At 50.6% G+C, this 26,705-nt stretch carries 46 protein-coding genes, 1 rRNA gene and 1 pseudogene; 41 read left to right on the top strand and 7 right to left on the bottom strand.

What is annotated here, in order from left to right; all coding sequences use genetic code 11:
• From tuf to bfr, 3 genes and pseudogenes are all read left to right on the top strand, one after another.
• Positions 1-203, top strand: a pseudogene (gene tuf / locus ACOTXC_RS22050) (elongation factor Tu); the annotation flags it as partial.
• A 177-nt stretch (positions 204-380) separates the two neighbouring features.
• Positions 381-575 (top strand): bacterioferritin-associated ferredoxin, encoded by a 195-nt coding sequence (gene bfd, locus ACOTXC_RS22055; protein ID WP_003863268.1) that lies wholly within the window; start codon positions 381-383, stop codon positions 573-575.
• Positions 576-647: 72 nt separating this feature from the next.
• On the top strand, positions 648-1,124 hold the full coding sequence (gene bfr, locus ACOTXC_RS22060) for a bacterioferritin (RefSeq protein ID WP_003863270.1): 477 nt from the start codon (positions 648-650) through the stop codon (positions 1,122-1,124).
• Here the strand turns inward: bfr and ACOTXC_RS22065 are convergent.
• On the bottom strand, positions 1,108-1,581 hold the full coding sequence (locus ACOTXC_RS22065) for a prepilin peptidase (RefSeq protein ID WP_048966381.1): 474 nt from the start codon (positions 1,579-1,581) through the stop codon (positions 1,108-1,110). The two genes, bfr and ACOTXC_RS22065, sit on opposite strands and share 17 nt — an antisense overlap.
• Positions 1,582-1,961: 380 nt before the next feature.
• Between ACOTXC_RS22065 and rpsJ the strand changes: the two genes are divergently transcribed.
• From rpsJ to ACOTXC_RS22220, 31 genes are all read left to right on the top strand, one after another.
• Positions 1,962-2,273, top strand: a complete 312-nt coding sequence (gene rpsJ / locus ACOTXC_RS22070; protein ID WP_001181005.1) for a 30S ribosomal protein S10 — start codon at positions 1,962-1,964, stop codon at positions 2,271-2,273.
• A 32-nt stretch (positions 2,274-2,305) separates the two neighbouring features.
• Complete coding sequence (rplC, locus tag ACOTXC_RS22075) at positions 2,306-2,935, top strand: 50S ribosomal protein L3 (protein WP_006178923.1); 630 nt, start codon at positions 2,306-2,308, stop codon at positions 2,933-2,935.
• Between the two features lie 10 nt (positions 2,936-2,945).
• Positions 2,946-3,551 carry a 50S ribosomal protein L4 gene (gene rplD, locus ACOTXC_RS22080; protein ID WP_000424395.1) on the top strand — a complete coding sequence of 202 codons (606 nt, stop codon included), beginning with the start codon at positions 2,946-2,948 and terminating at the stop codon, positions 3,549-3,551.
• Complete coding sequence (gene rplW / locus ACOTXC_RS22085; protein ID WP_000617546.1) at positions 3,548-3,850, top strand: 50S ribosomal protein L23; 303 nt, start codon at positions 3,548-3,550, stop codon at positions 3,848-3,850. Before rplD ends, rplW begins: the two co-directional genes overlap by 4 nt.
• 17 nt (positions 3,851-3,867) lie before the next feature.
• Positions 3,868-4,689 carry a 50S ribosomal protein L2 gene (gene rplB / locus ACOTXC_RS22090; protein WP_000301859.1) on the top strand — a complete coding sequence of 274 codons (822 nt, stop codon included), beginning with the start codon at positions 3,868-3,870 and terminating at the stop codon, positions 4,687-4,689.
• 16 nt (positions 4,690-4,705) lie between these two features.
• Complete coding sequence (gene rpsS / locus ACOTXC_RS22095; protein WP_001138117.1) at positions 4,706-4,984, top strand: 30S ribosomal protein S19; 279 nt, start codon at positions 4,706-4,708, stop codon at positions 4,982-4,984.
• Positions 4,985-4,998: 14 nt separating this feature from the next.
• A complete protein-coding gene (gene rplV / locus ACOTXC_RS22100; protein ID WP_002919773.1) occupies positions 4,999-5,331 on the top strand; it encodes a 50S ribosomal protein L22 in 333 nt (110 codons plus the stop codon).
• A 17-nt stretch (positions 5,332-5,348) separates the two neighbouring features.
• Entirely contained in the window at positions 5,349-6,050 is a 702-nt protein-coding gene (gene rpsC / locus ACOTXC_RS22105) for a 30S ribosomal protein S3 (protein ID WP_000529945.1), read from the top strand.
• Positions 6,051-6,062: 12 nt separating this feature from the next.
• Entirely contained in the window at positions 6,063-6,473 is a 411-nt protein-coding gene (gene rplP / locus ACOTXC_RS22110) for a 50S ribosomal protein L16 (RefSeq protein ID WP_002919759.1), read from the top strand.
• Positions 6,473-6,664, top strand: a complete 192-nt coding sequence (rpmC, locus tag ACOTXC_RS22115) for a 50S ribosomal protein L29 (protein WP_003863282.1) — start codon at positions 6,473-6,475, stop codon at positions 6,662-6,664. The genes rplP and rpmC overlap by 1 nt, the downstream gene beginning before the upstream one ends.
• On the top strand, positions 6,664-6,918 hold the full coding sequence (rpsQ, locus tag ACOTXC_RS22120; protein ID WP_002438707.1) for a 30S ribosomal protein S17: 255 nt from the start codon (positions 6,664-6,666) through the stop codon (positions 6,916-6,918). Before rpmC ends, rpsQ begins: the two co-directional genes overlap by 1 nt.
• Before the next feature lie 166 nt (positions 6,919-7,084).
• Positions 7,085-7,456 carry a 50S ribosomal protein L14 gene (gene rplN / locus ACOTXC_RS22125; RefSeq protein WP_002919748.1) on the top strand — a complete coding sequence of 124 codons (372 nt, stop codon included), beginning with the start codon at positions 7,085-7,087 and terminating at the stop codon, positions 7,454-7,456.
• A 10-nt stretch (positions 7,457-7,466) separates the two neighbouring features.
• Positions 7,467-7,781, top strand: a complete 315-nt coding sequence (gene rplX, locus ACOTXC_RS22130; RefSeq protein ID WP_003863287.1) for a 50S ribosomal protein L24 — start codon at positions 7,467-7,469, stop codon at positions 7,779-7,781.
• A 14-nt stretch (positions 7,782-7,795) separates the two neighbouring features.
• On the top strand, positions 7,796-8,335 hold the full coding sequence (gene rplE, locus ACOTXC_RS22135) for a 50S ribosomal protein L5 (protein ID WP_022649589.1): 540 nt from the start codon (positions 7,796-7,798) through the stop codon (positions 8,333-8,335).
• A gap of 14 nt (positions 8,336-8,349) precedes the next feature.
• The gene (gene rpsN / locus ACOTXC_RS22140) at positions 8,350-8,655 is read left to right on the top strand and encodes a 30S ribosomal protein S14 (RefSeq protein WP_003863291.1); all 306 of its coding nucleotides are present in this window, start codon (positions 8,350-8,352) and stop codon (positions 8,653-8,655) included.
• Between the two features lie 30 nt (positions 8,656-8,685).
• Complete coding sequence (gene rpsH / locus ACOTXC_RS22145) at positions 8,686-9,078, top strand: 30S ribosomal protein S8 (RefSeq protein WP_006178918.1); 393 nt, start codon at positions 8,686-8,688, stop codon at positions 9,076-9,078.
• A 12-nt stretch (positions 9,079-9,090) separates the two neighbouring features.
• Complete coding sequence (rplF, locus tag ACOTXC_RS22150) at positions 9,091-9,624, top strand: 50S ribosomal protein L6 (protein ID WP_003863296.1); 534 nt, start codon at positions 9,091-9,093, stop codon at positions 9,622-9,624.
• Between the two features lie 9 nt (positions 9,625-9,633).
• Positions 9,634-9,987, top strand: coding sequence for a 50S ribosomal protein L18 (gene rplR, locus ACOTXC_RS22155; protein ID WP_003863297.1), 354 nt, complete (start codon positions 9,634-9,636; stop codon positions 9,985-9,987).
• A gap of 14 nt (positions 9,988-10,001) precedes the next feature.
• The gene (gene rpsE, locus ACOTXC_RS22160) at positions 10,002-10,502 is read left to right on the top strand and encodes a 30S ribosomal protein S5 (RefSeq protein ID WP_003863299.1); all 501 of its coding nucleotides are present in this window, start codon (positions 10,002-10,004) and stop codon (positions 10,500-10,502) included.
• Positions 10,503-10,508: 6 nt separating this feature from the next.
• Entirely contained in the window at positions 10,509-10,688 is a 180-nt protein-coding gene (gene rpmD / locus ACOTXC_RS22165) for a 50S ribosomal protein L30 (protein ID WP_003863301.1), read from the top strand.
• A 3-nt stretch (positions 10,689-10,691) separates the two neighbouring features.
• The gene (gene rplO, locus ACOTXC_RS22170; RefSeq protein WP_014885468.1) at positions 10,692-11,126 is read left to right on the top strand and encodes a 50S ribosomal protein L15; all 435 of its coding nucleotides are present in this window, start codon (positions 10,692-10,694) and stop codon (positions 11,124-11,126) included.
• Positions 11,127-11,133: 7 nt separating this feature from the next.
• Entirely contained in the window at positions 11,134-12,465 is a 1,332-nt protein-coding gene (gene secY / locus ACOTXC_RS22175) for a preprotein translocase subunit SecY (protein WP_003863305.1), read from the top strand.
• Positions 12,466-12,496: 31 nt separating this feature from the next.
• The gene (gene rpmJ / locus ACOTXC_RS22180; protein ID WP_000868187.1) at positions 12,497-12,613 is read left to right on the top strand and encodes a 50S ribosomal protein L36; all 117 of its coding nucleotides are present in this window, start codon (positions 12,497-12,499) and stop codon (positions 12,611-12,613) included.
• A 146-nt stretch (positions 12,614-12,759) separates the two neighbouring features.
• Positions 12,760-13,116 carry a 30S ribosomal protein S13 gene (gene rpsM / locus ACOTXC_RS22185; protein WP_003863308.1) on the top strand — a complete coding sequence of 119 codons (357 nt, stop codon included), beginning with the start codon at positions 12,760-12,762 and terminating at the stop codon, positions 13,114-13,116.
• 16 nt (positions 13,117-13,132) lie between these two features.
• Positions 13,133-13,522, top strand: coding sequence for a 30S ribosomal protein S11 (rpsK, locus tag ACOTXC_RS22190; protein ID WP_003863312.1), 390 nt, complete (start codon positions 13,133-13,135; stop codon positions 13,520-13,522).
• A gap of 32 nt (positions 13,523-13,554) precedes the next feature.
• On the top strand, positions 13,555-14,175 hold the full coding sequence (rpsD, locus tag ACOTXC_RS22195; protein WP_003863314.1) for a 30S ribosomal protein S4: 621 nt from the start codon (positions 13,555-13,557) through the stop codon (positions 14,173-14,175).
• Between the two features lie 25 nt (positions 14,176-14,200).
• Positions 14,201-15,190: a DNA-directed RNA polymerase subunit alpha gene (locus tag ACOTXC_RS22200; protein WP_002919219.1), complete on the top strand. Its 990-nt coding sequence runs from the start codon at positions 14,201-14,203 to the stop codon at positions 15,188-15,190.
• A 40-nt stretch (positions 15,191-15,230) separates the two neighbouring features.
• Entirely contained in the window at positions 15,231-15,614 is a 384-nt protein-coding gene (gene rplQ / locus ACOTXC_RS22205; protein WP_001216368.1) for a 50S ribosomal protein L17, read from the top strand.
• Positions 15,615-15,721: 107 nt separating this feature from the next.
• Entirely contained in the window at positions 15,722-16,090 is a 369-nt protein-coding gene (locus ACOTXC_RS22210) for a DUF1992 domain-containing protein (protein WP_022649586.1), read from the top strand.
• 2 nt (positions 16,091-16,092) lie between these two features.
• On the top strand, positions 16,093-16,518 hold the full coding sequence (zntR, locus tag ACOTXC_RS22215) for a Zn(2+)-responsive transcriptional regulator (protein WP_003863328.1): 426 nt from the start codon (positions 16,093-16,095) through the stop codon (positions 16,516-16,518).
• A gap of 57 nt (positions 16,519-16,575) precedes the next feature.
• Positions 16,576-16,791 (top strand): alternative ribosome-rescue factor A, encoded by a 216-nt coding sequence (locus ACOTXC_RS22220; RefSeq protein ID WP_022649585.1) that lies wholly within the window; start codon positions 16,576-16,578, stop codon positions 16,789-16,791.
• Here ACOTXC_RS22220 and mscL read toward each other — a convergent pair whose 3' ends face one another.
• The 5 genes from mscL to def all read right to left on the bottom strand — a co-directional run bounded on the left by mscL (position 16,792) and on the right by def (position 21,570).
• Positions 16,792-17,205: a large-conductance mechanosensitive channel protein MscL gene (mscL, locus tag ACOTXC_RS22225; protein ID WP_003863335.1), complete on the bottom strand. Its 414-nt coding sequence runs from the start codon at positions 17,203-17,205 to the stop codon at positions 16,792-16,794.
• 146 nt (positions 17,206-17,351) lie between these two features.
• Positions 17,352-18,728, bottom strand: coding sequence for a Trk system potassium transporter TrkA (gene trkA / locus ACOTXC_RS22230; RefSeq protein ID WP_003863337.1), 1,377 nt, complete (start codon positions 18,726-18,728; stop codon positions 17,352-17,354).
• Between the two features lie 22 nt (positions 18,729-18,750).
• Positions 18,751-20,037, bottom strand: coding sequence for a 16S rRNA (cytosine(967)-C(5))-methyltransferase RsmB (gene rsmB / locus ACOTXC_RS22235; protein WP_323634723.1), 1,287 nt, complete (start codon positions 20,035-20,037; stop codon positions 18,751-18,753).
• Between the two features lie 52 nt (positions 20,038-20,089).
• Positions 20,090-21,037: a methionyl-tRNA formyltransferase gene (gene fmt, locus ACOTXC_RS22240; RefSeq protein WP_023298756.1), complete on the bottom strand. Its 948-nt coding sequence runs from the start codon at positions 21,035-21,037 to the stop codon at positions 20,090-20,092.
• Positions 21,038-21,060: 23 nt separating this feature from the next.
• Complete coding sequence (gene def, locus ACOTXC_RS22245; RefSeq protein ID WP_006812188.1) at positions 21,061-21,570, bottom strand: peptide deformylase; 510 nt, start codon at positions 21,568-21,570, stop codon at positions 21,061-21,063.
• Between the two features lie 127 nt (positions 21,571-21,697).
• On the opposite strand from def, the gene dprA reads away from it, so the two are divergent.
• From dprA to ACOTXC_RS22275, 6 genes are read left to right on the top strand one after another with little or no spacing between them, the layout of a single operon-like run.
• Entirely contained in the window at positions 21,698-22,822 is a 1,125-nt protein-coding gene (gene dprA, locus ACOTXC_RS22250) for a DNA-protecting protein DprA (protein ID WP_421767954.1), read from the top strand.
• Complete coding sequence (smg, locus tag ACOTXC_RS22255) at positions 22,794-23,267, top strand: DUF494 family protein Smg (RefSeq protein WP_000460665.1); 474 nt, start codon at positions 22,794-22,796, stop codon at positions 23,265-23,267. The genes dprA and smg overlap by 29 nt, the downstream gene beginning before the upstream one ends.
• 26 nt (positions 23,268-23,293) lie before the next feature.
• Positions 23,294-23,848, top strand: coding sequence for a type I DNA topoisomerase (locus ACOTXC_RS22260; protein WP_023298754.1), 555 nt, complete (start codon positions 23,294-23,296; stop codon positions 23,846-23,848).
• Positions 23,841-24,413, top strand: coding sequence for an L-threonylcarbamoyladenylate synthase type 1 TsaC (gene tsaC / locus ACOTXC_RS22265; protein ID WP_022649580.1), 573 nt, complete (start codon positions 23,841-23,843; stop codon positions 24,411-24,413). The genes ACOTXC_RS22260 and tsaC overlap by 8 nt, the downstream gene beginning before the upstream one ends.
• Before the next feature lie 4 nt (positions 24,414-24,417).
• On the top strand, positions 24,418-25,236 hold the full coding sequence (gene aroE, locus ACOTXC_RS22270; RefSeq protein ID WP_421767955.1) for a shikimate dehydrogenase: 819 nt from the start codon (positions 24,418-24,420) through the stop codon (positions 25,234-25,236).
• On the top strand, positions 25,233-25,481 hold the full coding sequence (locus tag ACOTXC_RS22275; protein ID WP_022649578.1) for a DUF1488 domain-containing protein: 249 nt from the start codon (positions 25,233-25,235) through the stop codon (positions 25,479-25,481). Before aroE ends, ACOTXC_RS22275 begins: the two co-directional genes overlap by 4 nt.
• Here ACOTXC_RS22275 and ACOTXC_RS22280 read toward each other — a convergent pair.
• Positions 25,457-26,011: a gamma carbonic anhydrase family protein gene (locus ACOTXC_RS22280; protein ID WP_228338334.1), complete on the bottom strand. Its 555-nt coding sequence runs from the start codon at positions 26,009-26,011 to the stop codon at positions 25,457-25,459. The two genes, ACOTXC_RS22275 and ACOTXC_RS22280, sit on opposite strands and share 25 nt — an antisense overlap.
• 474 nt (positions 26,012-26,485) lie before the next feature.
• On the opposite strand from ACOTXC_RS22280, the gene ACOTXC_RS22285 reads away from it, so the two are divergent.
• A 16S ribosomal RNA gene (locus ACOTXC_RS22285) occupies positions 26,486-26,705 on the top strand; the annotation flags it as partial.

The following is a 26,705-nucleotide window of genomic DNA, read 5'->3' on the forward strand; positions in this document are numbered from 1 at the left end:
GTCCACAGTTCTACTTCCGTACAACTGACGTGACCGGTACCATCGAACTGCCAGAAGGCGTAGAGATGGTAATGCCAGGCGACAACATCAAGATGGTTGTGACTCTGATCCACCCAATCGCGATGGATGACGGTCTGCGTTTCGCAATCCGTGAAGGCGGCCGTACCGTTGGCGCGGGCGTTGTTGCTAAAGTTCTGGGCTAATTAATTATCCCTGAAATAAAAAGGACGCTTCGGCGTCCTTTTTTGTTTTCTGCCGTTGGGCATTGTCATAAAAATTCGCATTTTTTGCTTTCTCCCGCCACGTATTCCGACGCCCGTGCTATTGTAATCATAACCATTCTCACTTACACTTTGCGCATATTTTGAACGGGAGTCTTTATGTACGTTTGTTTATGTAATGGTGTAAGCGACAAAAAAATTCGTCAGGCCGTTCGCCAGTTTCAACCACAATCTTTCCAGCAGCTTCGTAAGTTTGTTCCGGTGGGAAATCAATGCGGTAAATGCGTTCGCGCAGCGCGTGAGATCATGCAGGACGAACTGATGCAGATCCCGGAATTCAAAGAGATCGCGTAAGCCTCCATCTTTTTTTTGACATCCCTGTAGCCCGATCTACGCTTCAATGAGTGGAAGCGGAGGGACTATATAATGAAAGGTGATGTTAAAATCATAAGTTATCTCAATAAATTATTGGGAAATGAGCTTGTCGCAATCAATCAGTATTTTCTCCATGCAAGAATGTTCAAAAACTGGGGACTGACTCGCCTCAACGATGTTGAATACCATGAGTCCATTGATGAAATGAAACACGCCGATAAATATATTGAGCGTATTTTATTCCTCGAAGGCATTCCTAACCTACAGGATCTCGGAAAACTGGGCATCGGAGAAGATGTTGAAGAGATGCTGCGTTCTGATCTCCGGCTGGAGCTGGAGGGTGCAAAAGACCTGCGTGAAGCCATTGCCTATGCGGACAGCGTACATGACTACGTCAGCCGGGATATGATGATCCAGATCTTGGCCGATGAAGAAGGGCACATCGACTGGCTTGAGACCGAACTGGATCTCATTAGCAAAATTGGCCTACAGAACTACCTTCAGTCTCAGATCAAAGTGGAAAGTTAATCAGGCTTTCCCAGCCAACGCATAAACCCGCTGCCGCCAGAAATGGCCCAAAAGGCAGTGGGTTTTTTAATGCCTGCTTATCAGGGTTGAACAACGAGAAACCAACCAGATACAGCAGAGCCATTAACGCGGCCACTAATGCCAGTACTGGCAGTACACACCAGCCATGCCATGCTCCCAGCGCCGCAAGATATTTTATGTCGCCATACCCCATCCCTTCACGTCGGCAGATGAGTCGATATCCCCAATAGATAACGGCGAATCCGGCGTATCCTGCCGTCGCACCCACTACCGCGCTCGGCAAAAAATCAGGATGAAGACAAAGCTGGTAGAGCAGGCCCGTCCATAGCAGCGGGCAAAGGAATTTATCGGGAAGCAGCCCCGTGCGAATATCGGTGCGTACAAGCAAGGCCGATAACGCAAAATAGATCAGCAGAAAGGGGAGGGACATTAGCATAGCGAGAGCCTCAAAATGGTTTGAGCGCATACTCGTAATAATCTGCATGCCCGGCAATGTGTAAAAACACCAATTGCGCAGCGGCTTCAGACAAAGAGTTGAGAAGGGATACTTTGCATAAAAAATTGCGAGGCCTTACGCAGAGTACGACTTTGGCGCTTAATTTCTAAACGGCACTTGCGTCTTTCGCTGATTTACGTATAATGCGCGGGCTTGTCGTAATTGACGGCGGGTTCAATCTGAACCAGAGTAGCTCACTTTGTTACTCAACAATGCTCCCAATTGGGGAGCTACGTAAGAACGGTTACACTCTCCCATCAATCGTAATGGGTTTGAGGAGTAATCATTTTCGTTTATAAAATAATTGGAGCTCTGGTCTCATGCAGAACCAAAGAATCCGTATCCGCCTTAAAGCGTTTGATCATCGTCTGATCGATCAATCAACCGCGGAAATCGTCGAGACTGCTAAGCGCACTGGTGCGCAAGTCCGTGGTCCGATCCCGCTGCCGACCCGCAAAGAGCGCTTTACCGTTCTGATCTCTCCGCACGTTAACAAAGATGCGCGTGATCAGTACGAGATCCGCACTCACAAGCGTCTGGTTGACATCGTTGAGCCAACTGAGAAAACCGTTGATGCTCTGATGCGTCTGGATCTGGCTGCCGGTGTAGACGTGCAGATCAGCCTGGGTTAATCAGGTCATCGAGCGATTGAGAGGTTGATACAATGATTGGTTTAGTCGGTAAAAAAGTGGGCATGACCCGCATCTTCACTGAAGATGGCGTTTCAATCCCAGTAACCGTAATCGAAGTTGAAGCAAACCGCGTTACCCAGGTTAAAGATCTGGCTAACGATGGCTACCGCGCTGTTCAGGTGACCACTGGTGCTAAAAAAGCTAACCGTGTAACCAAACCAGAAGCGGGTCACTTCGCTAAAGCTGGCGTAGAAGCTGGCCGTGGTCTGTGGGAATTCCGTCTTGCTGAAGGCGAAGAGTTCACCGTAGGTCAGGACATTAGCGTTGAGCTGTTTGCTGACGTTAAAAAAGTTGACGTAACCGGTACCTCTAAAGGTAAAGGTTTTGCTGGTACCGTTAAGCGCTGGAACTTCCGTACCCAGGACGCTACTCACGGTAACTCCTTGTCTCACCGCGTTCCGGGTTCTATCGGTCAGAACCAGACTCCGGGCAAAGTGTTCAAAGGCAAGAAAATGGCAGGTCAGCTGGGCAACGAACGTGTAACCGTTCAGAGCCTGGACGTAGTACGTGTTGACGCTGAGCGCAACCTGCTGCTGGTTAAAGGTGCGGTCCCGGGTGCAACCGGTAGCGACCTGATCGTTAAACCAGCTGTGAAGGCGTAAGGGGATAGCAATGGAATTAGTATTGAAAGACGCGCAGAGCGCGCTGACTGTTTCCGAAACTACCTTCGGTCGTGATTTCAACGAAGCGCTGGTTCACCAGGTTGTTGTTGCTTATGCAGCTGGTGCTCGTCAGGGTACTCGTGCTCAGAAGACTCGTGCTGAAGTAACTGGTTCAGGCAAAAAGCCATGGCGCCAGAAAGGTACCGGCCGTGCGCGTTCAGGTTCTATCAAGAGCCCGATCTGGCGTTCAGGTGGCGTGACCTTCGCTGCGCGTCCACAGGACCACAGTCAAAAAGTTAACAAAAAGATGTACCGCGGCGCGCTGAAAAGCATCCTGTCCGAACTGGTACGTCAGGATCGTCTGATCGTTGTCGAGAAGTTCTCTGTTGAAGCGCCTAAAACTAAGCTGCTGGCACAGAAACTGAAAGACATGGCTCTGGAAGATGTGCTGATCATCACCGGTGAGCTGGACGAGAACCTGTTCCTGGCCGCGCGTAACCTGCACAAGGTTGACGTACGCGACGCGACTGGTATCGACCCGGTTAGCCTGATCGCCTTCGACAAAGTCGTAATGACTGCTGATGCTGTTAAGCAAGTTGAGGAGATGCTGGCATGATTCGTGAAGAACGTCTGCTGAAGGTGCTGCGCGCACCGCACGTTTCTGAAAAAGCGTCTACTGCGATGGAAAAAACAAACACCATCGTTCTCAAAGTTGCTAAAGACGCGACCAAAGCAGAGATCAAAGCTGCTGTGCAGAAACTGTTTGAAGTCGAAGTCGAAGTCGTTAACACCCTGGTAGTTAAAGGGAAAGTTAAACGTCACGGACAGCGTATCGGTCGTCGTAGCGACTGGAAAAAAGCTTACGTCACCCTGAAAGAAGGCCAGAACCTGGACTTCGTTGGCGGCGCTGAGTAAGTCGGAGGAGTAATACAATGGCAGTTGTTAAATGTAAACCGACATCTCCGGGTCGTCGCCACGTAGTTAAAGTGGTTAACCCTGAGCTGCACAAGGGCAAACCTTTTGCTCCGTTGCTGGAAAAAAACAGCAAATCCGGTGGTCGTAACAACAATGGCCGTATCACCACTCGTCACATCGGTGGTGGCCACAAGCAGGCTTATCGTATTGTTGACTTCAAACGCAACAAAGACGGTATCCCAGCAGTTGTTGAGCGTCTTGAGTACGATCCGAACCGTTCCGCGAACATCGCGCTGGTTCTGTACAAAGATGGCGAACGCCGTTACATCCTGGCCCCTAAAGGCCTGAAAGCTGGCGACCAGATTCAGTCTGGCGTTGATGCTGCAATCAAAGCAGGCAACACCCTGCCGATGCGCAATATCCCGGTTGGTTCTACCGTTCATAACGTAGAAATGAAACCAGGTAAAGGCGGTCAGCTGGCGCGTTCCGCGGGTACTTACGTTCAGATCGTTGCGCGTGACGGTGCTTATGTCACCCTGCGTCTGCGTTCTGGTGAAATGCGTAAAGTCGAAGCAGACTGCCGCGCTACTCTGGGCGAAGTTGGCAATGCTGAGCATATGCTGCGCGTTCTGGGTAAAGCTGGTGCTGCACGCTGGCGTGGTGTTCGTCCTACCGTTCGCGGTACTGCGATGAACCCAGTCGATCACCCACATGGTGGTGGTGAAGGTCGTAACTTTGGTAAGCACCCGGTAACTCCGTGGGGCGTTCAGACCAAAGGTAAGAAGACCCGCAGCAACAAGCGTACTGATAAATTTATCGTACGTCGCCGTAGCAAATAATTTTAGAGGATAAGCCATGCCACGTTCTCTCAAGAAAGGTCCTTTTATTGACCTGCACTTGCTGAAGAAGGTAGAGAAAGCGGTGGAAAGCGGAGACAAGAAGCCCCTGCGCACTTGGTCCCGTCGTTCAACGATCTTTCCTAACATGATCGGTTTGACCATCGCTGTCCATAATGGTCGTCAGCACGTTCCAGTCTTTGTTACCGACGAAATGGTTGGTCACAAACTGGGTGAATTCGCACCGACTCGTACTTATCGCGGCCACGCTGCTGATAAAAAAGCGAAGAAGAAATAAGGTAGGAGGAAGAGATGGAAACTTTAGCTCAACATCGCCATGCTCGTTCTTCTGCACAGAAGGTTCGCCTTGTTGCTGACCTGATTCGCGGTAAGAAAGTGTCGCAGGCCCTGGACATCCTGACCTATACCAACAAGAAAGCTGCGGTATTGGTCAAGAAAGTACTGGAATCTGCCATTGCTAACGCTGAACACAACGATGGCGCTGACATCGACGATCTGAAAGTCGCGAAAATTTTCGTAGATGAAGGCCCAAGCATGAAGCGCATTATGCCGCGTGCGAAAGGTCGTGCAGATCGCATCCTGAAGCGCACCAGCCACATTACTGTGGTTGTGTCCGATCGCTGAGACTCTGGAGACTAGCAATGGGTCAGAAAGTACATCCTAATGGTATTCGCCTGGGTATTGTAAAACCATGGAACTCTACCTGGTTTGCGAACACCAAAGAATTCGCTGACAACCTGGACAGCGATTTTAAAGTACGTCAGTACCTGACTAAGGAACTGGCTAAAGCGTCTGTATCTCGTATCGTTATCGAGCGTCCAGCTAAGAGCATCCGTGTGACTATTCACACTGCTCGCCCTGGCATCGTTATCGGTAAGAAAGGCGAAGACGTAGAAAAACTGCGCAAGGTCGTAGCGGATATCGCTGGCGTTCCTGCACAGATCAATATCGCTGAAGTTCGTAAGCCTGAACTGGACGCTAAATTGGTTGCTGACAGCATCACTTCTCAGCTGGAACGTCGTGTTATGTTCCGTCGTGCTATGAAGCGTGCTGTACAGAACGCAATGCGTCTGGGCGCTAAGGGTATCAAAGTTGAAGTTAGCGGCCGTCTGGGCGGCGCGGAAATCGCACGTACCGAATGGTACCGCGAAGGTCGCGTACCGCTGCACACTCTGCGTGCTGACATCGACTACAACACCTCTGAAGCGCACACCACTTACGGTGTAATCGGCGTTAAGGTATGGATCTTCAAAGGTGAGATCCTGGGTGGTATGGCTGCTGTTGAACAACCGGAAAAACCGGCTGCTCAACCTAAAAAGCAGCAGCGTAAAGGCCGTAAATAAGGAGCGTCGCTGATGTTACAACCAAAGCGTACAAAATTCCGTAAAGTGCACAAAGGCCGCAACCGTGGTCTGGCGCAGGGTACGGATGTTAGCTTCGGCACTTTCGGTCTGAAAGCTGTTGGCCGTGGTCGTCTGACTGCACGTCAGATCGAAGCAGCACGTCGTGCAATGACCCGTGCAGTTAAGCGTCAAGGTAAGATCTGGATCCGTGTATTCCCGGACAAACCGATCACCGAGAAGCCACTGGAAGTTCGTATGGGTAAAGGTAAAGGTAACGTGGAGTACTGGGTTGCCTTGATCCAACCGGGCAAAGTCCTTTATGAAATGGACGGTGTTCCGGAAGAGCTGGCCCGTGAAGCCTTCGGCCTGGCAGCAGCGAAACTGCCTATCAAAACCACCTTTGTAACTAAGACGGTGATGTAATGAAAGCAAAAGAGCTGCGTGAAAAAAGCGTTGAAGAGCTGAACGCTGAGCTGCTGAACCTGCTGCGTGAGCAGTTCAACCTGCGTATGCAGGCTGCAAGTGGCCAGCTGCAACAGACTCACCTGCTGAAGCAAGTGCGTCGCAATGTTGCGCGCGTTAAGACTTTACTGACTCAGAAGGCGGGTGCGTAATGACCGATAAAATCCGTACTCTGCAAGGTCGTGTTGTTAGCGATAAAATGGAGAAATCCATTGTTGTAGCTATCGAACGTTTTGTGAAACACCCGATCTACGGTAAATTCATCAAGCGTACGACCAAACTGCACGTACATGACGAGAACAACGAATGTGGTATCGGCGACAAGGTTGAAATCCGTGAATGCCGTCCACTGTCCAAGACTAAGTCCTGGACGCTGGTTCGCGTTGTAGAGAAAGCGGTTCTGTAATAGAGTACGCATTCTCAATACGAATAAACGGCTCAGCAATGAGCCGTTTATTTTTTCTACCCATATTGCAGAAGCGGTGTTATAATGCCGCGCCCTCGATATGGGGCTTTTTAACGGCTCTGATTTTAGAGTCTCAGGTAGTAGTTGACATTAGCGGAGCACTAAAATGATCCAAGAACAGACTATGCTGAACGTCGCCGACAACTCCGGTGCACGTCGCGTAATGTGTATCAAGGTTCTGGGTGGCTCGCACCGTCGCTACGCAGGCGTAGGCGACATCATCAAGATCACCATCAAGGAAGCAATTCCACGTGGTAAGGTCAAAAAAGGTGATGTGCTGAAGGCGGTAGTGGTGCGCACCAAGAAGGGTGTTCGTCGCCCTGACGGTTCTGTCATTCGCTTCGATGGTAATGCATGCGTTATTTTAAACAATAACAGCGAGCAGCCTATCGGCACGCGTATCTTTGGGCCGGTAACTCGTGAACTTCGTACTGAGAAGTTCATGAAAATTATCTCTCTGGCACCAGAAGTACTCTAAGGAGCGAATCATGGCAGCGAAAATCCGTCGTGATGACGAAGTTATCGTGTTAACCGGTAAAGATAAAGGTAAACGCGGTAAAGTAAAAAATGTTCTGTCTTCCGGCAAACTCGTCGTTGAAGGTATCAACCTGGTTAAGAAACATCAGAAGCCGGTTCCGGCCCTGAACCAACCAGGCGGCATCGTTGAAAAAGAAGCTGCTATTCAGGTTTCTAACGTTGCAATCTTCAATGCGGCTACCGGTAAGGCTGACCGTGTAGGCTTTAGATTCGAAGACGGCAAAAAAGTCCGTTTCTTCAAGTCTAACAGCGAAACTATCAAGTAATTTGGAGTAGTACGATGGCGAAACTGCATGATTACTACAAAGACGAAGTAGTTAACAAACTCATGACTGAGTTTAGCTACAATTCTGTCATGCAAGTCCCTCGGGTCGAGAAGATCACCCTGAACATGGGTGTTGGTGAAGCGATCGCTGACAAGAAACTGCTGGATAACGCAGCAGCTGACCTGACAGCAATCTCCGGTCAAAAACCGCTGATCACCAAAGCACGCAAATCTGTTGCAGGCTTCAAAATCCGTCAGGGCTATCCGATCGGCTGTAAAGTAACTCTGCGTGGCGAACGCATGTGGGAGTTCCTTGAGCGCCTGATCACTATTGCTGTTCCACGTATCCGTGACTTCCGTGGCTTGTCCGCTAAGTCTTTCGACGGTCGTGGTAACTACAGCATGGGTGTCCGTGAGCAGATCATCTTCCCAGAAATCGACTACGATAAAGTCGACCGCGTGCGTGGTTTGGATATTACCATTACCACTACTGCGAAATCTGATGAAGAAGGCCGTGCTCTGCTGGCTGCCTTTGACTTCCCGTTCCGCAAGTAAGGTAGGGTTACTGAATGGCTAAGCAATCAATGAAAGCACGCGAAGTAAAGCGCGTAGCTTTAGCTGATAAATTCTTCGCTAAACGCGCTGAACTGAAAGCGATCATTTCTGATGTGAACGCTTCCGACGAAGATCGTTGGAATGCGGTTCTCAAGCTGCAGTCTCTGCCGCGTGATTCCAGCCCGTCTCGTCAGCGTAACCGCTGTCGTCAAACAGGTCGTCCACATGGTTATGTGGGCAAGTTTGGGTTGAGCCGTATCAAACTGCGTGAAGCCGCCATGCGCGGTGAAGTACCAGGCTTGAAAAAGGCTAGCTGGTAATTACCAATTGAATCACGGGAGTAAAGACAGATGAGCATGCAAGATCCGATCGCGGATATGCTGACCCGTATCCGTAACGGTCAGGCCGCGAACAAAGTTGCGGTCACCATGCCTTCCGCCAAGCTGAAAGTGGCAATTGCCAACGTGCTGAAGGAAGAAGGTTTTATCGAAGATTTTAAAGTTGAAGGCGACACCAAGCCGGAACTGGAACTTACTCTCAAGTATTTCCAGGGTAAAGCTGTTGTAGAAAGCATTCAGCGTGTCAGCCGCCCAGGCCTGCGCATCTATAAGAAAAAAGATGAGCTGCCAAAAGTAATGGCTGGTCTTGGTATCGCAGTTGTTTCTACCTCTAAAGGTGTTATGACTGATCGTGCAGCGCGCCAGGCTGGTCTTGGTGGCGAAATTATCTGCTACGTAGCCTAATCGGAGGAAAGAATGTCTCGTGTTGCTAAAGCACCGGTCGTTATTCCTGCCGGCGTTGATGTCAAAATCGACGGTCAGGTTATTACGATCAAAGGTAAAAACGGCGAGCTGACTCGTACCCTCAACAAAGCTGTTGAAGTTAAACATGCAGATAACGCTCTGACCTTCGGTCCACGTGATGGTTTCGTGGATGGATGGGCTCAGGCTGGTACCGCGCGTGCCCTGCTGAACTCAATGGTTGTTGGTGTTACCGAAGGCTTCACTAAAAAGCTTCAGCTGGTTGGTGTAGGTTATCGTGCAGCTATCAAAGGGAATGCAGTAGGCCTGTCTCTGGGCTTCTCACACCCTGTTGAGCATCCGCTGCCGGCCGGAATCACTGCAGAATGCCCGACTCAGACTGAAATCGTGCTGAAAGGCGCTGATAAACAGCTGATCGGTCAGGTTGCAGCAGATCTGCGCGCCTACCGTCGTCCTGAGCCTTATAAAGGCAAGGGTGTTCGTTACGCCGACGAAGTCGTGCGTACCAAAGAGGCTAAGAAGAAGTAAGGTAACACTATGGATAAGAAATCTGCTCGTATCCGTCGTGCGACCCGCGCACGCCGCAAGCTCAAAGAGCTGGGTGCAACTCGCCTGGTGGTACATCGTACCCCGCGTCATATTTACGCACAGGTAATTGCACCGAACGGTTCTGAAGTTCTGGTAGCTGCTTCTACTGTAGAAAAAGCTATCTCAGAACAATTGAAGTATACCGGTAACAAAGACGCCGCTGCAGCTGTAGGTAAAGCTGTTGCAGAACGCGCTCTGGAAAAAGGCATCAGCAATGTTTCCTTTGACCGTTCCGGGTTCCAATATCATGGTCGTGTCCAGGCACTGGCAGATGCTGCCCGTGAAGCTGGCCTTCAGTTCTAAGGTAGAGGTGTAAGATGGCTCACATCGAAAAACAGGCTGGCGAACTGCAGGAAAAGCTGATCGCGGTAAACCGCGTATCTAAAACCGTTAAAGGTGGTCGTATTTTCTCCTTCACAGCTCTGACTGTAGTGGGTGATGGTAACGGTCGCGTTGGTTTTGGTTACGGTAAAGCGCGTGAAGTTCCAGCAGCGATCCAGAAAGCGATGGAAAAAGCCCGTCGCAATATGATTAACGTCGCGCTGAACAACGGTACCCTGCAACACCCAGTTAAAGGTGTTCACACGGGTTCTCGTGTATTCATGCAGCCAGCTTCCGAAGGTACCGGTATCATCGCCGGTGGTGCAATGCGCGCCGTTCTGGAAGTTGCTGGAGTTCATAACGTTCTGGCTAAAGCATATGGTTCCACCAACCCGATCAACGTGGTTCGTGCAACTATTGATGGCCTGGAAAATATGAATTCTCCAGAAATGGTCGCTGCCAAGCGTGGTAAATCCGTTGAAGAAATTCTGGGGTAATTGACCATGGCAAAGACTATTAAAATCACTCAAACCCGCAGTGCAATCGGTCGTCTGCCGAAACACAAGGCAACGCTGCTTGGCCTGGGTCTGCGTCGTATTGGTCATACCGTTGAGCGCGAGGATACTCCTGCTGTTCGTGGTATGGTCAACGCGGTTTACTTCATGGTTAAAGTTGAGGAGTAAGAGATGCGTTTAAATACTCTGTCTCCGGCCGAAGGCTCTAAAAAGGCGGGTAAACGCCTGGGTCGTGGTATCGGTTCTGGCCTCGGCAAAACCGGTGGTCGTGGTCACAAAGGTCAGAACTCTCGTTCTGGCGGTGGCGTACGTCGCGGTTTCGAGGGTGGCCAGATGCCACTGTACCGTCGTCTGCCGAAGTTCGGCTTCACCTCTCGCAAAGCAGCGATTACAGCGGAAATCCGTCTGTCTGACCTGGCGAAAGTTGAAGGCGGCGTTGTAGACCTGAATACGCTGAAAGCAGCTAACATTATCGGTATCCAGATCGAGTTCGCGAAAGTGATCCTGTCTGGTGAAGTTTCTACTCCGGTAACTGTTCGTGGCCTGCGTGTTACTAAAGGTGCTCGTGCTGCTATCGAAGCTGCTGGCGGTAAAATTGAGGAATAAGTAGCAGATGGCTAAGCAACCGGGATTAGATTTTCAAAGTGCCAAAGGTGGATTTGGCGAGCTGAAACGCAGACTGCTGTTTGTAATCGGCGCGCTGATTGTGTTCCGTATTGGCTCTTTTATTCCGATCCCTGGTATTGATGCCGCTGTACTTGCCAAACTGCTTGAGCAACAGCGAGGCACCATCATTGAAATGTTCAACATGTTCTCTGGTGGTGCTCTCAGCCGTGCTTCTATTTTCGCACTGGGTATTATGCCATACATTTCGGCATCGATTATTATCCAGCTGCTGACGGTCGTTCATCCGGCCCTGGCAGAGTTGAAGAAAGAAGGGGAGTCTGGACGTCGTAAGATTAGCCAGTACACCCGTTACGGCACTCTGGTGCTGGCAATATTCCAGTCGATCGGTATTGCTACCGGTCTTCCGAATATGCCTGGTATGCAGGGCCTGGTATTAAACCCAGGCTTTGCATTCTATTTCACCGCTGTTGTAAGTCTGGTCACAGGGACCATGTTCCTGATGTGGCTCGGCGAACAGATTACTGAACGAGGTATCGGTAACGGTATCTCAATCATTATCTTCGCCGGTATCGTTGCGGGTCTCCCGCCGGCCATCGCCCATACTATCGAGCAAGCGCGTCAAGGCGACCTGCACTTCCTCCTGTTGCTGTTGGTTGCAGTATTAGTATTTGCAGTGACGTTCTTTGTTGTCTTCGTTGAACGTGGTCAACGCCGCATTGTGGTGAACTACGCTAAACGTCAGCAGGGTCGTCGTGTCTATGCTGCACAGAGCACACATTTACCGCTGAAAGTGAATATGGCGGGGGTTATCCCGGCTATCTTCGCTTCCAGTATTATTCTGTTCCCGGCAACCATCGCGTCATGGTTCGGGGGCGGTACTGGTTGGAACTGGCTGACAACAATTTCGCTGTATTTGCAGCCTGGGCAACCACTTTATGTGTTACTCTATGCGTCTGCGATCATCTTCTTCTGTTTCTTCTACACGGCGTTGGTCTTCAACCCGCGTGAAACAGCAGATAACCTGAAGAAGTCCGGTGCATTTGTACCAGGAATTCGTCCGGGAGAGCAAACGGCGAAGTATATCGATAAAGTAATGACTCGCCTGACTTTGGTTGGTGCGCTTTATATTACTTTTATCTGCCTGATCCCGGAGTTCATGCGTGATGCAATGAAAGTACCGTTCTACTTCGGTGGGACCTCACTGCTTATCGTTGTTGTCGTGATTATGGACTTTATGGCTCAAGTGCAAACTCTGATGATGTCCAGTCAGTATGAGTCTGCATTGAAGAAGGCGAACCTGAAAGGCTACGGCCGCTAAATGGTCGTCTGAGAAGTTACGGAGAGTAAAAATGAAAGTTCGTGCTTCCGTCAAGAAATTATGCCGTAACTGCAAAATCGTTAAGCGTGATGGTGTCATCCGTGTGATTTGCAGTGCCGAGCCGAAGCATAAACAGCGCCAAGGCTGATTATTTCGCATATTTTTCTTGCAAAGTTGGGTTGAGCTGGCTAGATTAGCCAGCCAATCTTTTGTATGTCTGTACGTTTCCATTTGAGTATCCTGAAAACGGGCTTTTCAGCATGGTGCGTACATATTAAATAGTAGGAGTGCATAGTGGCCCGTATAGCAGGCATTAACATTCCTGATCAGAAACATGCTGTGATCGCATTAACTTCGATCTACGGCGTCGGCAAGACCCGTTCCAAAGCCATTCTGGCTGCAGCGGGTATCGCTGAAGATGTTAAGATCAGTGAGCTGTCTGAAGAACAAATCGACACGCTGCGTGACGAAGTTGCCAAATTTGTCGTTGAAGGTGATCTGCGCCGTGAAATCAGCATGAGCATCAAGCGCCTGATGGATCTTGGTTGCTATCGCGGTTTGCGTCATCGTCGTGGTCTGCCAGTGCGCGGTCAGCGTACTAAGACCAACGCACGTACCCGTAAGGGTCCGCGCAAACCGATCAAGAAATAATCGGGGTGATTGAATAATGGCAAAGGCACCAGTTCGTGCACGTAAACGTGTAAGAAAACAAGTCTCTGACGGCGTGGCTCATATCCATGCTTCTTTCAACAACACCATCGTTACTATTACTGATCGTCAGGGTAACGCATTGGGTTGGGCAACAGCCGGTGGTTCCGGTTTCCGTGGTTCTCGCAAATCCACTCCGTTCGCAGCTCAGGTTGCAGCAGAGCGTTGCGCTGAAGCCGTAAAAGAATACGGCATCAAGAATCTGGAAGTTATGGTTAAAGGTCCGGGTCCGGGTCGTGAATCTACTGTTCGCGCTCTGAACGCCGCTGGTTTCCGCATCACGAATATTACTGATGTGACTCCGATCCCTCATAACGGTTGTCGTCCGCCGAAAAAACGTCGCGTATAACGCTCGTTTTTTAGGTTAGTTGGAGATAGAAAATGGCAAGATATTTGGGTCCTAAGCTCAAGCTGAGCCGTCGTGAGGGCACCGACTTATTCCTTAAGTCTGGCGTTCGCGCGATCGATACCAAGTGTAAAATTGAACAAGCTCCTGGCCAGCACGGTGCGCGTAAACCGCGTCTGTCTGACTATGGTGTGCAGTTGCGTGAAAAGCAAAAAGTTCGCCGTATCTACGGTGTGCTGGAGCGTCAGTTCCGTAACTACTATAAAGAAGCAGCACGTCTGAAAGGCAACACAGGTGAAAACCTGCTGGCTCTGCTGGAAGGTCGTCTGGACAACGTTGTATACCGTATGGGCTTCGGCGCGACTCGTGCTGAATCACGCCAGTTGGTTAGCCATAAAGCAATCATGGTAAACGGTCGTGTTGTTAACATCGCTTCTTATCAGGTTAAAGCGAATGACGTTGTTAGCATTCGTGAGAAAGCGAAAAAGCAATCTCGCGTGAAAGCCGCTCTGGAGCTGGCTGAGCAGCGTGAAAAGCCAACCTGGCTGGAAGTTGATGCTGGCAAGATGGAAGGTACGTTCAAGCGTCAGCCTGAGCGTTCTGATCTGTCTGCGGACATTAACGAACACCTGATCGTCGAGCTTTACTCCAAGTAAAGCTTAGTACCAAAGAGAGGACACAATGCAGGGTTCTGTGACAGAGTTTCTAAAACCGCGCCTGGTAGATATCGAGCAAGTGAGTTCGACGCACGCCAAGGTGACCCTTGAGCCTTTAGAGCGTGGCTTTGGCCATACTCTGGGTAACGCACTGCGCCGTATTCTGCTCTCATCGATGCCGGGTTGCGCGGTGACCGAGGTTGAGATTGATGGTGTACTTCATGAGTACAGCACCAAAGAAGGCGTTCAGGAAGATATCCTTGAAATCCTGCTCAACCTGAAAGGGCTGGCGGTGAGAGTTCAGGGTAAAGATGAAGTTATTCTTACTCTGAATAAATCTGGCATTGGCCCTGTGACTGCAGCCGACATCACCCACGACGGTGATGTTGAAATCGTCAAGCCGCAGCACGTGATCTGCCACCTGACCGATGAGAACGCAGCTATTAGCATGCGTATCAAAGTTCAGCGCGGTCGTGGTTATGTGCCGGCTTCTGCCCGAATTCATTCGGAAGAAGATGAGCGCCCAATCGGCCGTCTGCTGGTCGACGCATGCTACAGCCCTGTAGAGCGTATTGCCTACAATGTTGAAGCAGCGCGTGTAGAACAGCGTACCGACCTGGACAAGCTGGTCATCGAAATGGAAACCAATGGCACAATCGATCCTGAAGAGGCGATTCGTCGTGCGGCAACCATCCTGGCAGAACAACTGGAAGCTTTCGTTGACTTACGTGATGTACGTCAGCCGGAAGTGAAAGAAGAGAAACCAGAATTCGATCCGATCCTGCTGCGCCCTGTTGACGATCTGGAATTGACTGTCCGCTCTGCTAACTGCCTCAAGGCAGAAGCTATCCACTATATCGGTGATCTGGTACAGCGTACCGAGGTTGAGTTGCTGAAAACGCCGAACCTGGGTAAAAAATCTCTTACCGAGATTAAAGACGTGCTGGCTTCACGTGGTCTGTCTCTGGGCATGCGCCTGGAAAACTGGCCACCGGCAAGCATTGCTGACGAGTAACCGGATCACAGGTTAAGGTTTTACTGAGAAGGATAAGGTCATGCGCCATCGTAAGAGTGGTCGTCAACTGAACCGCAACAGCAGCCATCGCCAGGCTATGTTCCGCAACATGGCAGGTTCACTGGTTCGTCATGAAATCATCAAGACGACCCTGCCTAAAGCGAAAGAGCTGCGTCGCGTAGTTGAGCCGCTGATTACTCTTGCCAAGACTGACAGCGTTGCTAATCGTCGTCTGGCATTCGCCCGTACTCGTGATAACGAGATCGTGGCAAAACTGTTTAACGAACTGGGCCCGCGTTTCGCGAGCCGTGCCGGTGGTTACACTCGCATTCTGAAGTGTGGCTTCCGTGCAGGCGACAACGCGCCGATGGCATACATCGAGCTGGTTGATCGTTCAGAGAAAGCAGAAGCTGCTGCAGAGTAATCTGTAGTAACGTAAAAAAACCCGCCTCGGCGGGTTTTTTTATATCCGCAGAATCTCCACTTATCTACAATGTCTGTATCTTTTCTGCTCATCCCCTGGAGTTCATTATGTGGTTGCTCGATCAGTGGGCTGAACGCCATATTAGCGATGCCCAAAACAAAGGCGAGTTTGAAAATCTCCCCGGTAGCGGTGAGCCACTGGTGCTGGACGATGATTCACACATTCCCCCTGAATTACGAGCCGGTTATCGCTTACTGAAAAACGCAGGTTGTTTACCCCCTGAACTTCAGCAACGCAATGAAGCCGTCGAGCTTGCCGATCTGCTTAAAGGCATTCATAAGAATGACCCGCGGTACTCCGAAATCAGCCGTCGATTAGCGCTCATCGAAATAAAACTGCGCCAGACGGGAATGAATACTGACTTTTTGCATGGTGAGTACAGTGAAAGGTTAATGCAAAAAATAAACGAGGAGTAGCCATGTACCGCATAGGTGAACTTGCGAAGCTTGCTAACGTAACGCCGGATACTATCCGCTACTACGAAAAGCAGCAGATGATCGATCATGAGGTCAGAACAGAAGGTGGATTTCGCCTTTATACGGATAACGACCTGCAACGCCTTCGTTTTATCCGCTATGCCCGGCAACTCGGCTTCACGCTGGAGTCGATCCGTGAACTGCTGTCGATCCGTATCGATCCTGAACATCATACGTGTCAGGAATCTAAAAGCATCGTTCAGGCCCGGCTGGATGAAGTTGAAGGACGAATTCAGGAGCTGCAGGCCATGCAACGATCTCTACAAAGGCTGAATGACGCGTGCTGCGGTACTGCTCACAGCAGTGTTTATTGCTCAATACTGGAAGCCCTTGAACAGGGCGCCAGTAGTGAAACTCAGGGTTGTTGATTTTTTATCAGCCACGGACTAGACTCCCGCCGACATTAACTATGCTCAGGAGAAATGATGAGCCGCTATCAGCATACTAAGGGACAAATTAAGGATAACGCCATTGAGGCATTGCTTCACGACCCGCTTTTTAGACAGCGTGTTGAGAAGAACAAGAAGGGAAAAGGGAGTTATTTGCGTAAAGGTAAACATGCACAACGTGGTAACTGGGAGGCCAGTGGCAAGCAAGCTAATCGCTTTTTTACCACTGGCCTTTCTGTTTCTCTCGCCTGATTAAACGCGGTTATTCTGCTCTTTTAACAGATCGCGAATTTCAGTCAGTAAGACTTCTTCTTTAGTTGGTGCTGGCGGGGCAGCAGCCGGTTCTTCTTTTTTACGGTTAAGTCTGTTGATAAGTTTGATCGCCATGAAAATGGCAAATGCCACGATCACGAAATCAAATACGTTCTGAATGAATACGCCGTAGTGCATTACAACCGCAGGGATATCGCCCTGAGCTTCCCGAAGGGTGAAGGCGAATTGTTTGAAATCAATGCCTCCAATCAACAGTCCTAACGGCGGCATAATAATGTCGGCGACTAATGATGAAACGATCTTACCGAACGCCGCACCAATAATGACACCCACAGCCAAATCCACCACATTCCCGCGCATCGCAAATTCGCGAAATTCTTTAATAAAACTCATTATGTTCTCCTTGTGCCAGCTGACGCCTATAAGTTTAACAAATGATTAGCTAATTGCCATTGGGGATAAATAATCGTTATGAAAAATAAAAGGCATGAAAATTAGAAGGTTAATATTTGGGTGCCCTCGTCTGAGCACCCAAATCATTACAGGAAGAACGGGCTTGGCTGGAATAAACGCTCGACGTCGGTAATAAATTTTTTATCGGTCAGGAACATAATAACGTGGTCACCCTGCTCAATACGTAAATTATCATTGGCGATCATCACATCATTACCTCGCACTACTGCGCCGATAATGGTGCCTGGTGGAAGTTTAATTTCATCGATTGCGCGACCAACAACGCGTGACGTCGTTTCATCCCCGTGAGCGACGGCTTCAATGGCTTCAGCAACACCACGACGAAGAGATGACACGCCGACAATATCCGCTTTACGCACATGGCTTAGCAGGGCAGAGATGGTGGCTTGCTGGGGTGAAATAGCAATATCAATTACGCTACCCTGTACCAGATCGACATAAGCCTTACGCTGGATAAGCACCATAACTTTTTTCGCCCCCATACGTTTAGCGAGCATGGCGGACATAATATTCGCTTCGTCGTCGTTGGTGACGGCAATAAAAAGATCAACCTGATCGATATGCTCTTCGGCCAGCAATTCCTGATCCGAAGCATCGCCATAAAACACGATGGTATTCTGAAGTTTTTCAGCCAGCTCTGACGCGCGTTGTTGATCCCGTTCGATCAGCTTCACGCTGTAGTCTTTTTCCAGCCGTCTCGCCAGACCTGCGCCAATATTACCGCCGCCAACCAGCATAATACGTTTATACGGTTTTTCGAGACGCTGTAGTTCACTCATCACCGCACGGATATGCTGAGAAGCCGCAATAAAGAAGACTTCATCCCCGGCTTCTACAATGGTGGAACCTTGCGGACGAATAGGTCTGTCGTGACGGAAAATCGCCGCAACACGCGTATCGATATGTGGCATATGCTCGCGCATTGTCGACAGGGCATTACCAATCAGCGGGCCCCCGTAATAAGCCTTCACGACCGCCAGGCTTACTTTCCCTTCAGCAAAGTTCACAACCTGCAACGCGCCCGGGTACTCAATCAGACGATAAATACTGTCGATAACCAGCTGTTCAGGCGCAATAAGATGGTCGATAGGTACTGCTTCGGAATTAAACAGCTTTTCCGCATCCCGGACATAGTCCGGGGAGCGAATGCGGGCGATGCGGTTTGGGGTGTTGAAAAGCGAGTAGGCCACCTGACATGCAACCATGTTGGTTTCATCAGAACTGGTTACTGCAACCAGCATGTCGGCATCGTCCGCGCCCGCTTCCCGAAGCACACGTGGATGAGAGCCGTGCCCCTGAACAACGCGGAGGTCGAACTTGTCCTGCAAAACGCGCAGGCGATCGCCATTGGTATCCACAATGGTGATATCGTTGTTTTCACCCACGAGATTTTCCGCCAGCGTTCCGCCAACTTGCCCTGCGCCCAGAATGATAATTTTCATCTTTCGTGACCTGTTCTCAACATCACTCTTTGATTAGCTTAGCGTAAAAGAAGCCATCACCCTCTTCTGCGCCCGGCAGGTTTTGCAGACCCGGGTGCTCAGGCGTTCCCGTATCGTGCAGCGTAGCGTCCGGGGTGCGTTTCAGGAAAGCCGCAATTTGCTGACTGTTCTCTTCCGGGAGAACAGAGCAGGTTGCATACACCAGGGTTCCGCCGGGTTTGAGATGCGGCCAGATGGCATCCAGAATTTCGGATTGCAACTGGGCAAGCTCCTTGATATCACGATCGCGACGCAGCCATTTGATATCGGGATGACGACGAATCACGCCGGTTGCTGAGCAGGGGGCGTCCAGCAAAATGCGATCGAACCGGGTATCACCACACCAGTCAGCGGGTTTGCATCCATCGCCTTGCTTAACCTGTGCTTTCATACCCAGACGCTTAAGGTTGTCATAGACGCGTGAAAGGCGCTGCTCATCAACATCCACGGCCATCACGCTGGCCTGCGGCGCCACTTCCAGGATGTGCGTTGTTTTCCCCCCTGGCGCTGCACAGAGATCGAGGATCTGCTCCCCGTCTTTCGGCTCAAGCCAGGTCATGCAGCCCTGAGCAGATGCGTCCTGTACCGTTACCCAGCCCTCTTCAAAACCGGGTAATGCATGTACCGGTGCAGGGGAGGCTAAACGAACCGCATCAGGATAAGCAGCGTGTGTGAAGCCGCTCATTCCGGCCTCTTCCAGCAGGGCCAGCCATGCGTCGCGTGTATGATGGTTACGATTGACGCGTAACCACATCGGCGGACGTTGATTATTGGCATCAGCGATCTCTTGCCATTGCTGTGGGTAAGCTTTTTTAAGGCGATTCAGCAGCCATTCAGGGTGAAGGAAGCGCGCTTCGCTTTGCGCAAATTCTGCCAACAGTTCGTCCTGCTGACGCTGGAACTGACGCAGCACGCCGTTGATCAATCCTTTTAGCTGAGGACGTTTAATCGCAACGGCACCCTCCACTGTCTCGGCCAGCGCAGCATGAGGTGGAATGCGGGTATGAAGAAGCTGGTAGAAACCGACCATGATCAAATAATGCACGGTACGCTGCTTGCCGCTCATCGGGCGTGACATCAGCTTGTTAATCAACCACTCAAGCTGAGAGAGGGTGCGCAGCACGCCAAAGCACAGCTCCTGAAGCAGGGCTTTGTCTTTATCGGAAACCTTTTGTTGCAGTGGAGGCAGGACATTACTCAGTGACTGGCCCTGCTCGATAACCTGCTCAACGGCCTGAGCCGCCATAGTGCGTAGATTTTGTCTTTTCATAACCGTAAAAATAAAAATGCCCGGAAACACCGGGCCTTAAGAATAAATTTGTTCAGGCAAGGCGATTGCCAGGGATGAACCATTCACGACGAGAATTTAATAGATCCTGCGCGCTCATTGCCTTTTTACCGGCCGGTTGCAGCGATTCAAGATTCAGTATCCCTTCTCCGGTCGCAACCTGGATACCGTTTTTGCTGGCGTCGATAATCGTACCGGGCTCTGCCGATGCATTGCCGTTAATAACTGAAGCTTTCCAGACTTTCACTGGCTGCTCATCAATCATCAACCAGCTCATCGGCCATGGATTAAAGGCGCGGATGCAGCGTTCGAGTTGAGCTGCTGACAGGGACCAGTCGATCCGGGCTTCTTCTTTACTCAGTTTCTCAGCATAGGTCACCTGGGCCTCATCCTGCACTTCAGGTGTCGCTGTATTGTCAGCAAGCTGTTGCAGCGTCTCAATCAGCCCCTGCGGGCCGAGATCCGCCAGCTTGTCATACAGCGTGGCGCTGGTATCTTCTGCGGTGATGGGACACGCCAGTTTATACAGCATGTCGCCCGTGTCTAAACCTACGTCCATCTTCATGATTGTCACGCCAGTTTCAGCATCGCCTGCCCACAGAGCACGCTGAATAGGAGCTGCACCACGCCAGCGTGGGAGCAAAGAACCATGAACGTTCACACAGCCCAGGCGGGGCATATCGAGTACCGCTTTCGGCAGAATGAGGCCGTAAGCCACAACTACCATCACGTCCGCGTTCAGGTCTGCCACTAACTTCTGGTTTTCCTCAGGTCGTAATGACGCAGGCTGGAAAACCGGTAAACCATGTGTTTCTGCCAGTACCTTAACCGGGCCAGGCATCAGTTTTTTACCGCGGCCAGCCGGACGGTCCGGCTGAGTAAATACGCCAACAATCTGATGGCCAGACGTTAACAGCGCGTCGAGATGACGCGCTGCAAAATCAGGGGTACCCGCGAAGATTATACGTAGTGATGTAGACACGTTATTCCTTGTATCCGGGGGCGTTAAGCGCGAGAACGCAAACGATCCAGTTTCTCAACTTTCTGACGAATACGCTGTTGCTTCAGAGGTGAGAGGTAATCGATAAACAGTTTACCGACCAGGTGATCCATCTCATGCTGAATGCAAATCGCCAGCAGATCGTCGGCTTCCAGCTCAAACGGATTGCCGTCACGATCCAGTGCGCGGATTTTAACTTTTTCGGCACGTGGCACCAAAGCGCGCTGTTCAGGGATAGACAGACAGCCTTCCTCAATACCTGTTTCGCCGCTTTTTTCCAGCAGCTCAGGGTTGATCAGCACCAGGCGCTCATCACGATTTTCAGAAACGTCGATCACAATAATACGTTTGTGAATGTCTACCTGGGTCGCGGCAAGGCCAATGCCTTCTTCAGCGTACATGGTATCGAACATATCATCGACGATACGCTGAATTTCTGCATTCACTTCTTTAACCGGTTCCGCGACGATGCGAAGGCGCTCGTCAGGAATATGTAACACTTGCAAAACTGCCATAAATTTCCAGAGTCGTGTTCAGGAGTTGATAAGAATATTACTTCTATTCTAGACAAATCCCCGGTCGATTGACAGCATCAGTGACCAATCGCAAAGATTGCTGAGGCTGCTTATGGCAGGGAAAAGGATGACGTCCACAGAGGTATGGTTACGGCTTATAAACATCGGGTCGTTATACGGTGATGCGATGCTGGAGATTGCGCAGAGGCTGCTTCGCCAGGCAACCGTCGATGCTGAAGCTGTCAACGCGTCAGGGCTTTCGCCCAAACATGCCGTAAAGTTTTTTTCGTTCAGCGAGAGTGAGCTTGAACGTAGTCTGGAATGGCTGGAACACGCCGACAACCACCTTCTCACGGCGGATGATCCTCGCTTCCCGCCATTGTTGCGTTCTATCCCTGATTTTCCCGGGGCGCTATTTGTGAGAGGCCGCGTTGACGTGCTTAATAGCATGCAGCTTGCGGTTGTGGGCAGCCGTGCGCCCTCGTGGTATGGCGAGCGTTGGGGGAAAATGCTGAGCGAACAGCTGTCCCAATGTGGCTTTACGATCACCAGTGGTCTGGCTTGCGGCATCGACGGTGTAGCACATCATGCGGCGTTGTCTGCAAAAGGGCGAAGTGTCGCCGTGCTTGGCAATGGTCTTTTTAGTCTCTATCCGCGTCGTCATCACATTCTGGCTGAGCAACTTATCGCTTCAGAGGGGACAATAGTGTCTGAGTTTTCACTCTCAACACCGCCCAGACCGGGTAACTTTCCACGGCGTAACCGGATCATTAGTGGGTTAAGCCAGGGCGTGCTGGTGGTCGAAGCTGCGATTTGGAGTGGATCGCTGGTTACCGCAAGGTGCGCACTGGAGCAGGGGCGTGAAGTTTTTGCGCTGCCCGGCCCGTTGGGGAACCCCGGCTGCGAAGGCCCTCACTGGCTGATAAAACAGGGGGCGACGCTGGTGACCTGCAAAGAAGATATCCTTGAAAATTTGCAGTATGGACTGCATTGGTTGCAGGATGATCTCCAAAAGCGACATATTTCATCGGATCAGGAGGCAGTAGCATTGCCATTTCCCAAGCTCCTGGCTAACGTAGGAGATGAGGTAACACCTGTTGACGTTGTCGCTGAACGTGCCGGCCAACCTGTGCCAGTAACGGTAGCACAGCTACTCGAACTGGAGTTAGCAGGGTGGATCGCAGCTGTACCCGGCGGCTATGTCCGATTAAGGAGGGCATGCCATGTTCGACGTACTGATGTATTTGTTTGAGACTTACATCCACAACGAAGCAGAAATGCAGGTGGATCAGGACAAATTAACACGGGATCTGACCGACGCAGGTTTTGAGCGGGAAGATATATATAATGCGTTGATGTGGCTGGATAAGTTGGCTGATTATCAGGACGGCCTCGCCGAACCGATGCAGCTTGCTTCTGACCCATTGTCTGTGCGCATCTATACAGCTGAAGAGTGTGAAAGGCTGGATGCCAGCTGCCGGGGATTCATTTTATTCCTCGAGCAGATTCAGGTGCTAAACCTCGAAACGAGAGAGATGGTGATAGAGCGCGTCATGGCGCTGGATACTGCTGAGTTTGAACTGGAAGATCTGAAATGGGTGATCCTGATGGTTCTGTTCAACATTCCAGGCTGTGAAAATGCCTATCAGCAAATGGAAGAATTACTCTTTGAAGTGAATGAAGGTATGCTGCATTAATTCTATGTGCAGCAACAAGAGTTGTTATGGCCAAATCAGCACTCTTCACGGTGCATAAAAACGAGCCCTGCCCACAGTGCGGGGCAGAACTTGTTATTCGGTCCGGGAAACACGGTCCGTTTCTCGGTTGTTCACACTATCCGGAATGTGATTATGTCCGTCCCCTGAAAAGCCAGGCGGATGGACATATCGTCAAAATTCTGGAGGGACAGCTTTGTCCTCTCTGTGGCGGTGAACTGGCGCTGCGGCAGGGGCGGTTCGGGATGTTTATCGGATGCAGCCGCTACCCGGAGTGTGAACATACGGAACAAATTGATAAGCCAGATGAAACGGCAATTGCCTGCCCTCAGTGCCAGCGTGGCCAATTGGTGCAGCGGCGCTCTCGTTATGGCAAGACCTTCCATTCGTGCGATCGCTATCCTGAATGCCAGTTCGTCATCAATTTCAAACCAGTAGCGGGCGTCTGCTCTCATTGCGATTATCCGTTACTTATAGAGAAGAAAACCGCGCAAGGCTTGAAACGCTTTTGCGCCAGTAAACAATGTGGAAAGCCGGTTTCGGCGGATCAAATCAGTGAATAATAACCTGCCATCAGGCTCCATCGCGCAGGCGGTGGAAATCCTGAAAAAAGAAGAAGTCATCGCCTATCCAACAGAAGCCGTTTTCGGGGTCGGGTGTGATCCTGACAGCGAAGTCGCCGTTAACCGTCTGCTGGCGCTAAAACAGCGGCCTGTCGAAAAAGGATTGATTTTGATCGCTGCGAACTACGAGCAGCTTAAGCCTTATATTGATGATTCCATGCTGACACCTGCACAGCGGGAAACCATTTTCTCTGCGTGGCCTGGTCCCGTGACGTTTGTTTTTCCTGCACAGCCGACAACGCCGCGCTGGTTAACCGGGCGTTTCGATTCACTCGCGGTACGTGTCACCGACCATCCGCTGGTGGTGGAGTTATGCCAGGCATTTGGTAAACCTCTGGTTTCAACCAGCGCCAACCTGACCGGGCTTCCCCCTTGTCGGACAACCGAAGAAGTTCTGGCGCAGTTCGGGAATGATTTCCCTGTTGCCGTGGGTGAAACCGGTGGTCGTCTTAACCCGTCAGAAATTCGCGATGCCTTGACCGGCGAACGTTTTCGCCAGGGATAATGTGATGGAAACCTATGCTGTTTTTGGTAACCCGATCGCGCACAGCAAGTCGCCTCTGATCCATCGGCTGTTTGCGGAGCAATTGCATATAGATCACCCGTATGGTCGGGTTCTTGCGCCTGTTGATGCATTTATACCGACGCTGAATAGCTTTTTTGATGCGGGTGGTAAAGGTGCGAACGTCACGGTGCCTTTTAAAGAAGAGGCTTTCGGGCGCGCGGATGAACTGACCGAACGTGCGTCGCTCGCTGGCGCCGTCAATACTCTTAAGCGGCTTGAAGATGGTCGCCTTCTGGGCGATAACACCGATGGGATTGGTTTACTCAGCGATCTGGAGCGATTGTCGTTTATTAAACCAGGCTTTCGGATCCTGCTGATCGGCGCGGGTGGCGCCTCGCGCGGCGTATTGCTTCCTCTTCTTTCGCTGGATTGTGCGGTGACAATCACCAACCGTACTTTCTCCAGAGCAGAAGAGCTGGCGGCGTTGTTCGCACACACAGGCAGCGTAGCTGCGGTAGCACCTGACGATCTCGCGGGTCACGAATTTGATCTTGTGATTAATGCCACCTCAAGCGGTATTAATGGAGAGATCCCGGCGATTCCTGCATCCCTGATTCATTCCCACATCTACGCCTATGACATGTTTTATCAAAAAGGGAAAACGCCCTTTCTGACCTGGTGCGAACAACAGGGGGCAAAACACGTGGTTGATGGTCTGGGAATGCTGGTGGGGCAGGCGGCTCATGCGGTGCTACTCTGGCATGGCGTGTTACCCGCTGTAGAACCGGTGATTGAAAAGCTGAAACAGGAACTGACGGCGTGAATCAGGCGATTCATTTTCCCGACAGAGAAATCTGGGATGAAAACAAGCAAGCGGTTTGTTTCCCGGTGCTGGTGCATGGAATGCAGCTCACCTGTGCGATTAAAGGGGAAACGTTGCTTCAGCGCTTTGGGGGGGCAGATCCGTTAGCGGTCTTTTGCGAAAATCGCTGGGACCTGGAAGAGGATGCCAGCGATTTGATCCGCGATCAGCAGGAAGACGATCAGGGTTGGATCTGGTTATCCTGATCCAGATAGTCATTTTTCCATGTAACGTAATTGTTCGCTGAGTATTTCAATCCTTCGATCTCCGTCTCTTTTAGGGGGCGGATCTGTTTAACCGGGCTGCCTAAATAGAGATACCCACTTTCAAGACGCTTGTTTTGCGGAACAAGACTCCCTGCGCCAATCATTACGTCATCTTCTACAATGACGCCATCCAGCAAAATCGATCCCATCCCAACGAGAACCCTGTTACCGATCGTGCAGCCGTGGAGCATCACTTTATGGCCGACGGTAACATCTTCCCCAATAATGAGCGGGTTGCCCTCAGGGTTATAAGATGACTTATGAGTCACATGCAACACGCTGCCGTCCTGAATATTGGTGCGTGCACCGATTGCAACGTAGTTAACATCGCCCCGGATCGCGACAAGTGGCCAGATGCTGACATCATCGGCCATGCGAACATCACCAATGACCACGCTGCTGGCATCGATCATCACGCGATCGCCTTTTTGGGGGAACAGATCTTTATAAGGACGTAATACTGCAAACATATCTACCTCGATACAGATGAGCGTTATTAAAGAAGACTTTGATCGTATTCCTGGAGCGAGGCAAGGCAAAATGCGTCAATTTTTAAGCGGATCGGGTGGGTTTTCAGCGAAAAGCACGGAAAATCATCAGTTGGAAAAAAAGATCTAAAAAATACTTGTGCTAAAAACTGGGATCCCTATAATGCGCCTCCATCGACACGGCGGATGTGAATCACTTCACAGACAACCCGGTCGGTTGAAGAGAAAAAATCCTGAAATAACGGGTTGACTCTGAAAGAGGAAAGCGTAATATACGCCACCTCGCGACAGAGCGCTGAAGCGCGTCGCAACTGCTCTTTAACAATTTATCAGACAATCTGTGTGGGCACTCAAAGTGACATGGATTCTTAATGTCTTCGGACAATAAATGAATACCAAGTCTCTGAGTGAACATACGTAATTCATTACGAAGTTTAATTCACGAGCATCAAACTTAAATTGAAGAGTTTGATCATGGCTCAGATTGAACGCTGGCGGCAGGCCTAACACATGCAAGTCGAACGGTAACAGGAAGCAGCTTGCTGCTTCGCTGACGAGTGGCGGACGGGTGAGTAATGTCTGGGAAACTGCCTGATGGAGGGGGATAACTACTGGAAACGGTAGCTAATACCGCATAACGTCGCAAGACCAAAGAGGGGGACCTTCGGGCCTCTTG

Origin of the sequence: Enterobacter cloacae complex sp. IR5428 (assembly GCF_049238585.1) — a bacterium.
In the GTDB taxonomy this organism is placed as follows: domain Bacteria; phylum Pseudomonadota; class Gammaproteobacteria; order Enterobacterales; family Enterobacteriaceae; genus Enterobacter; species Enterobacter intestinihominis.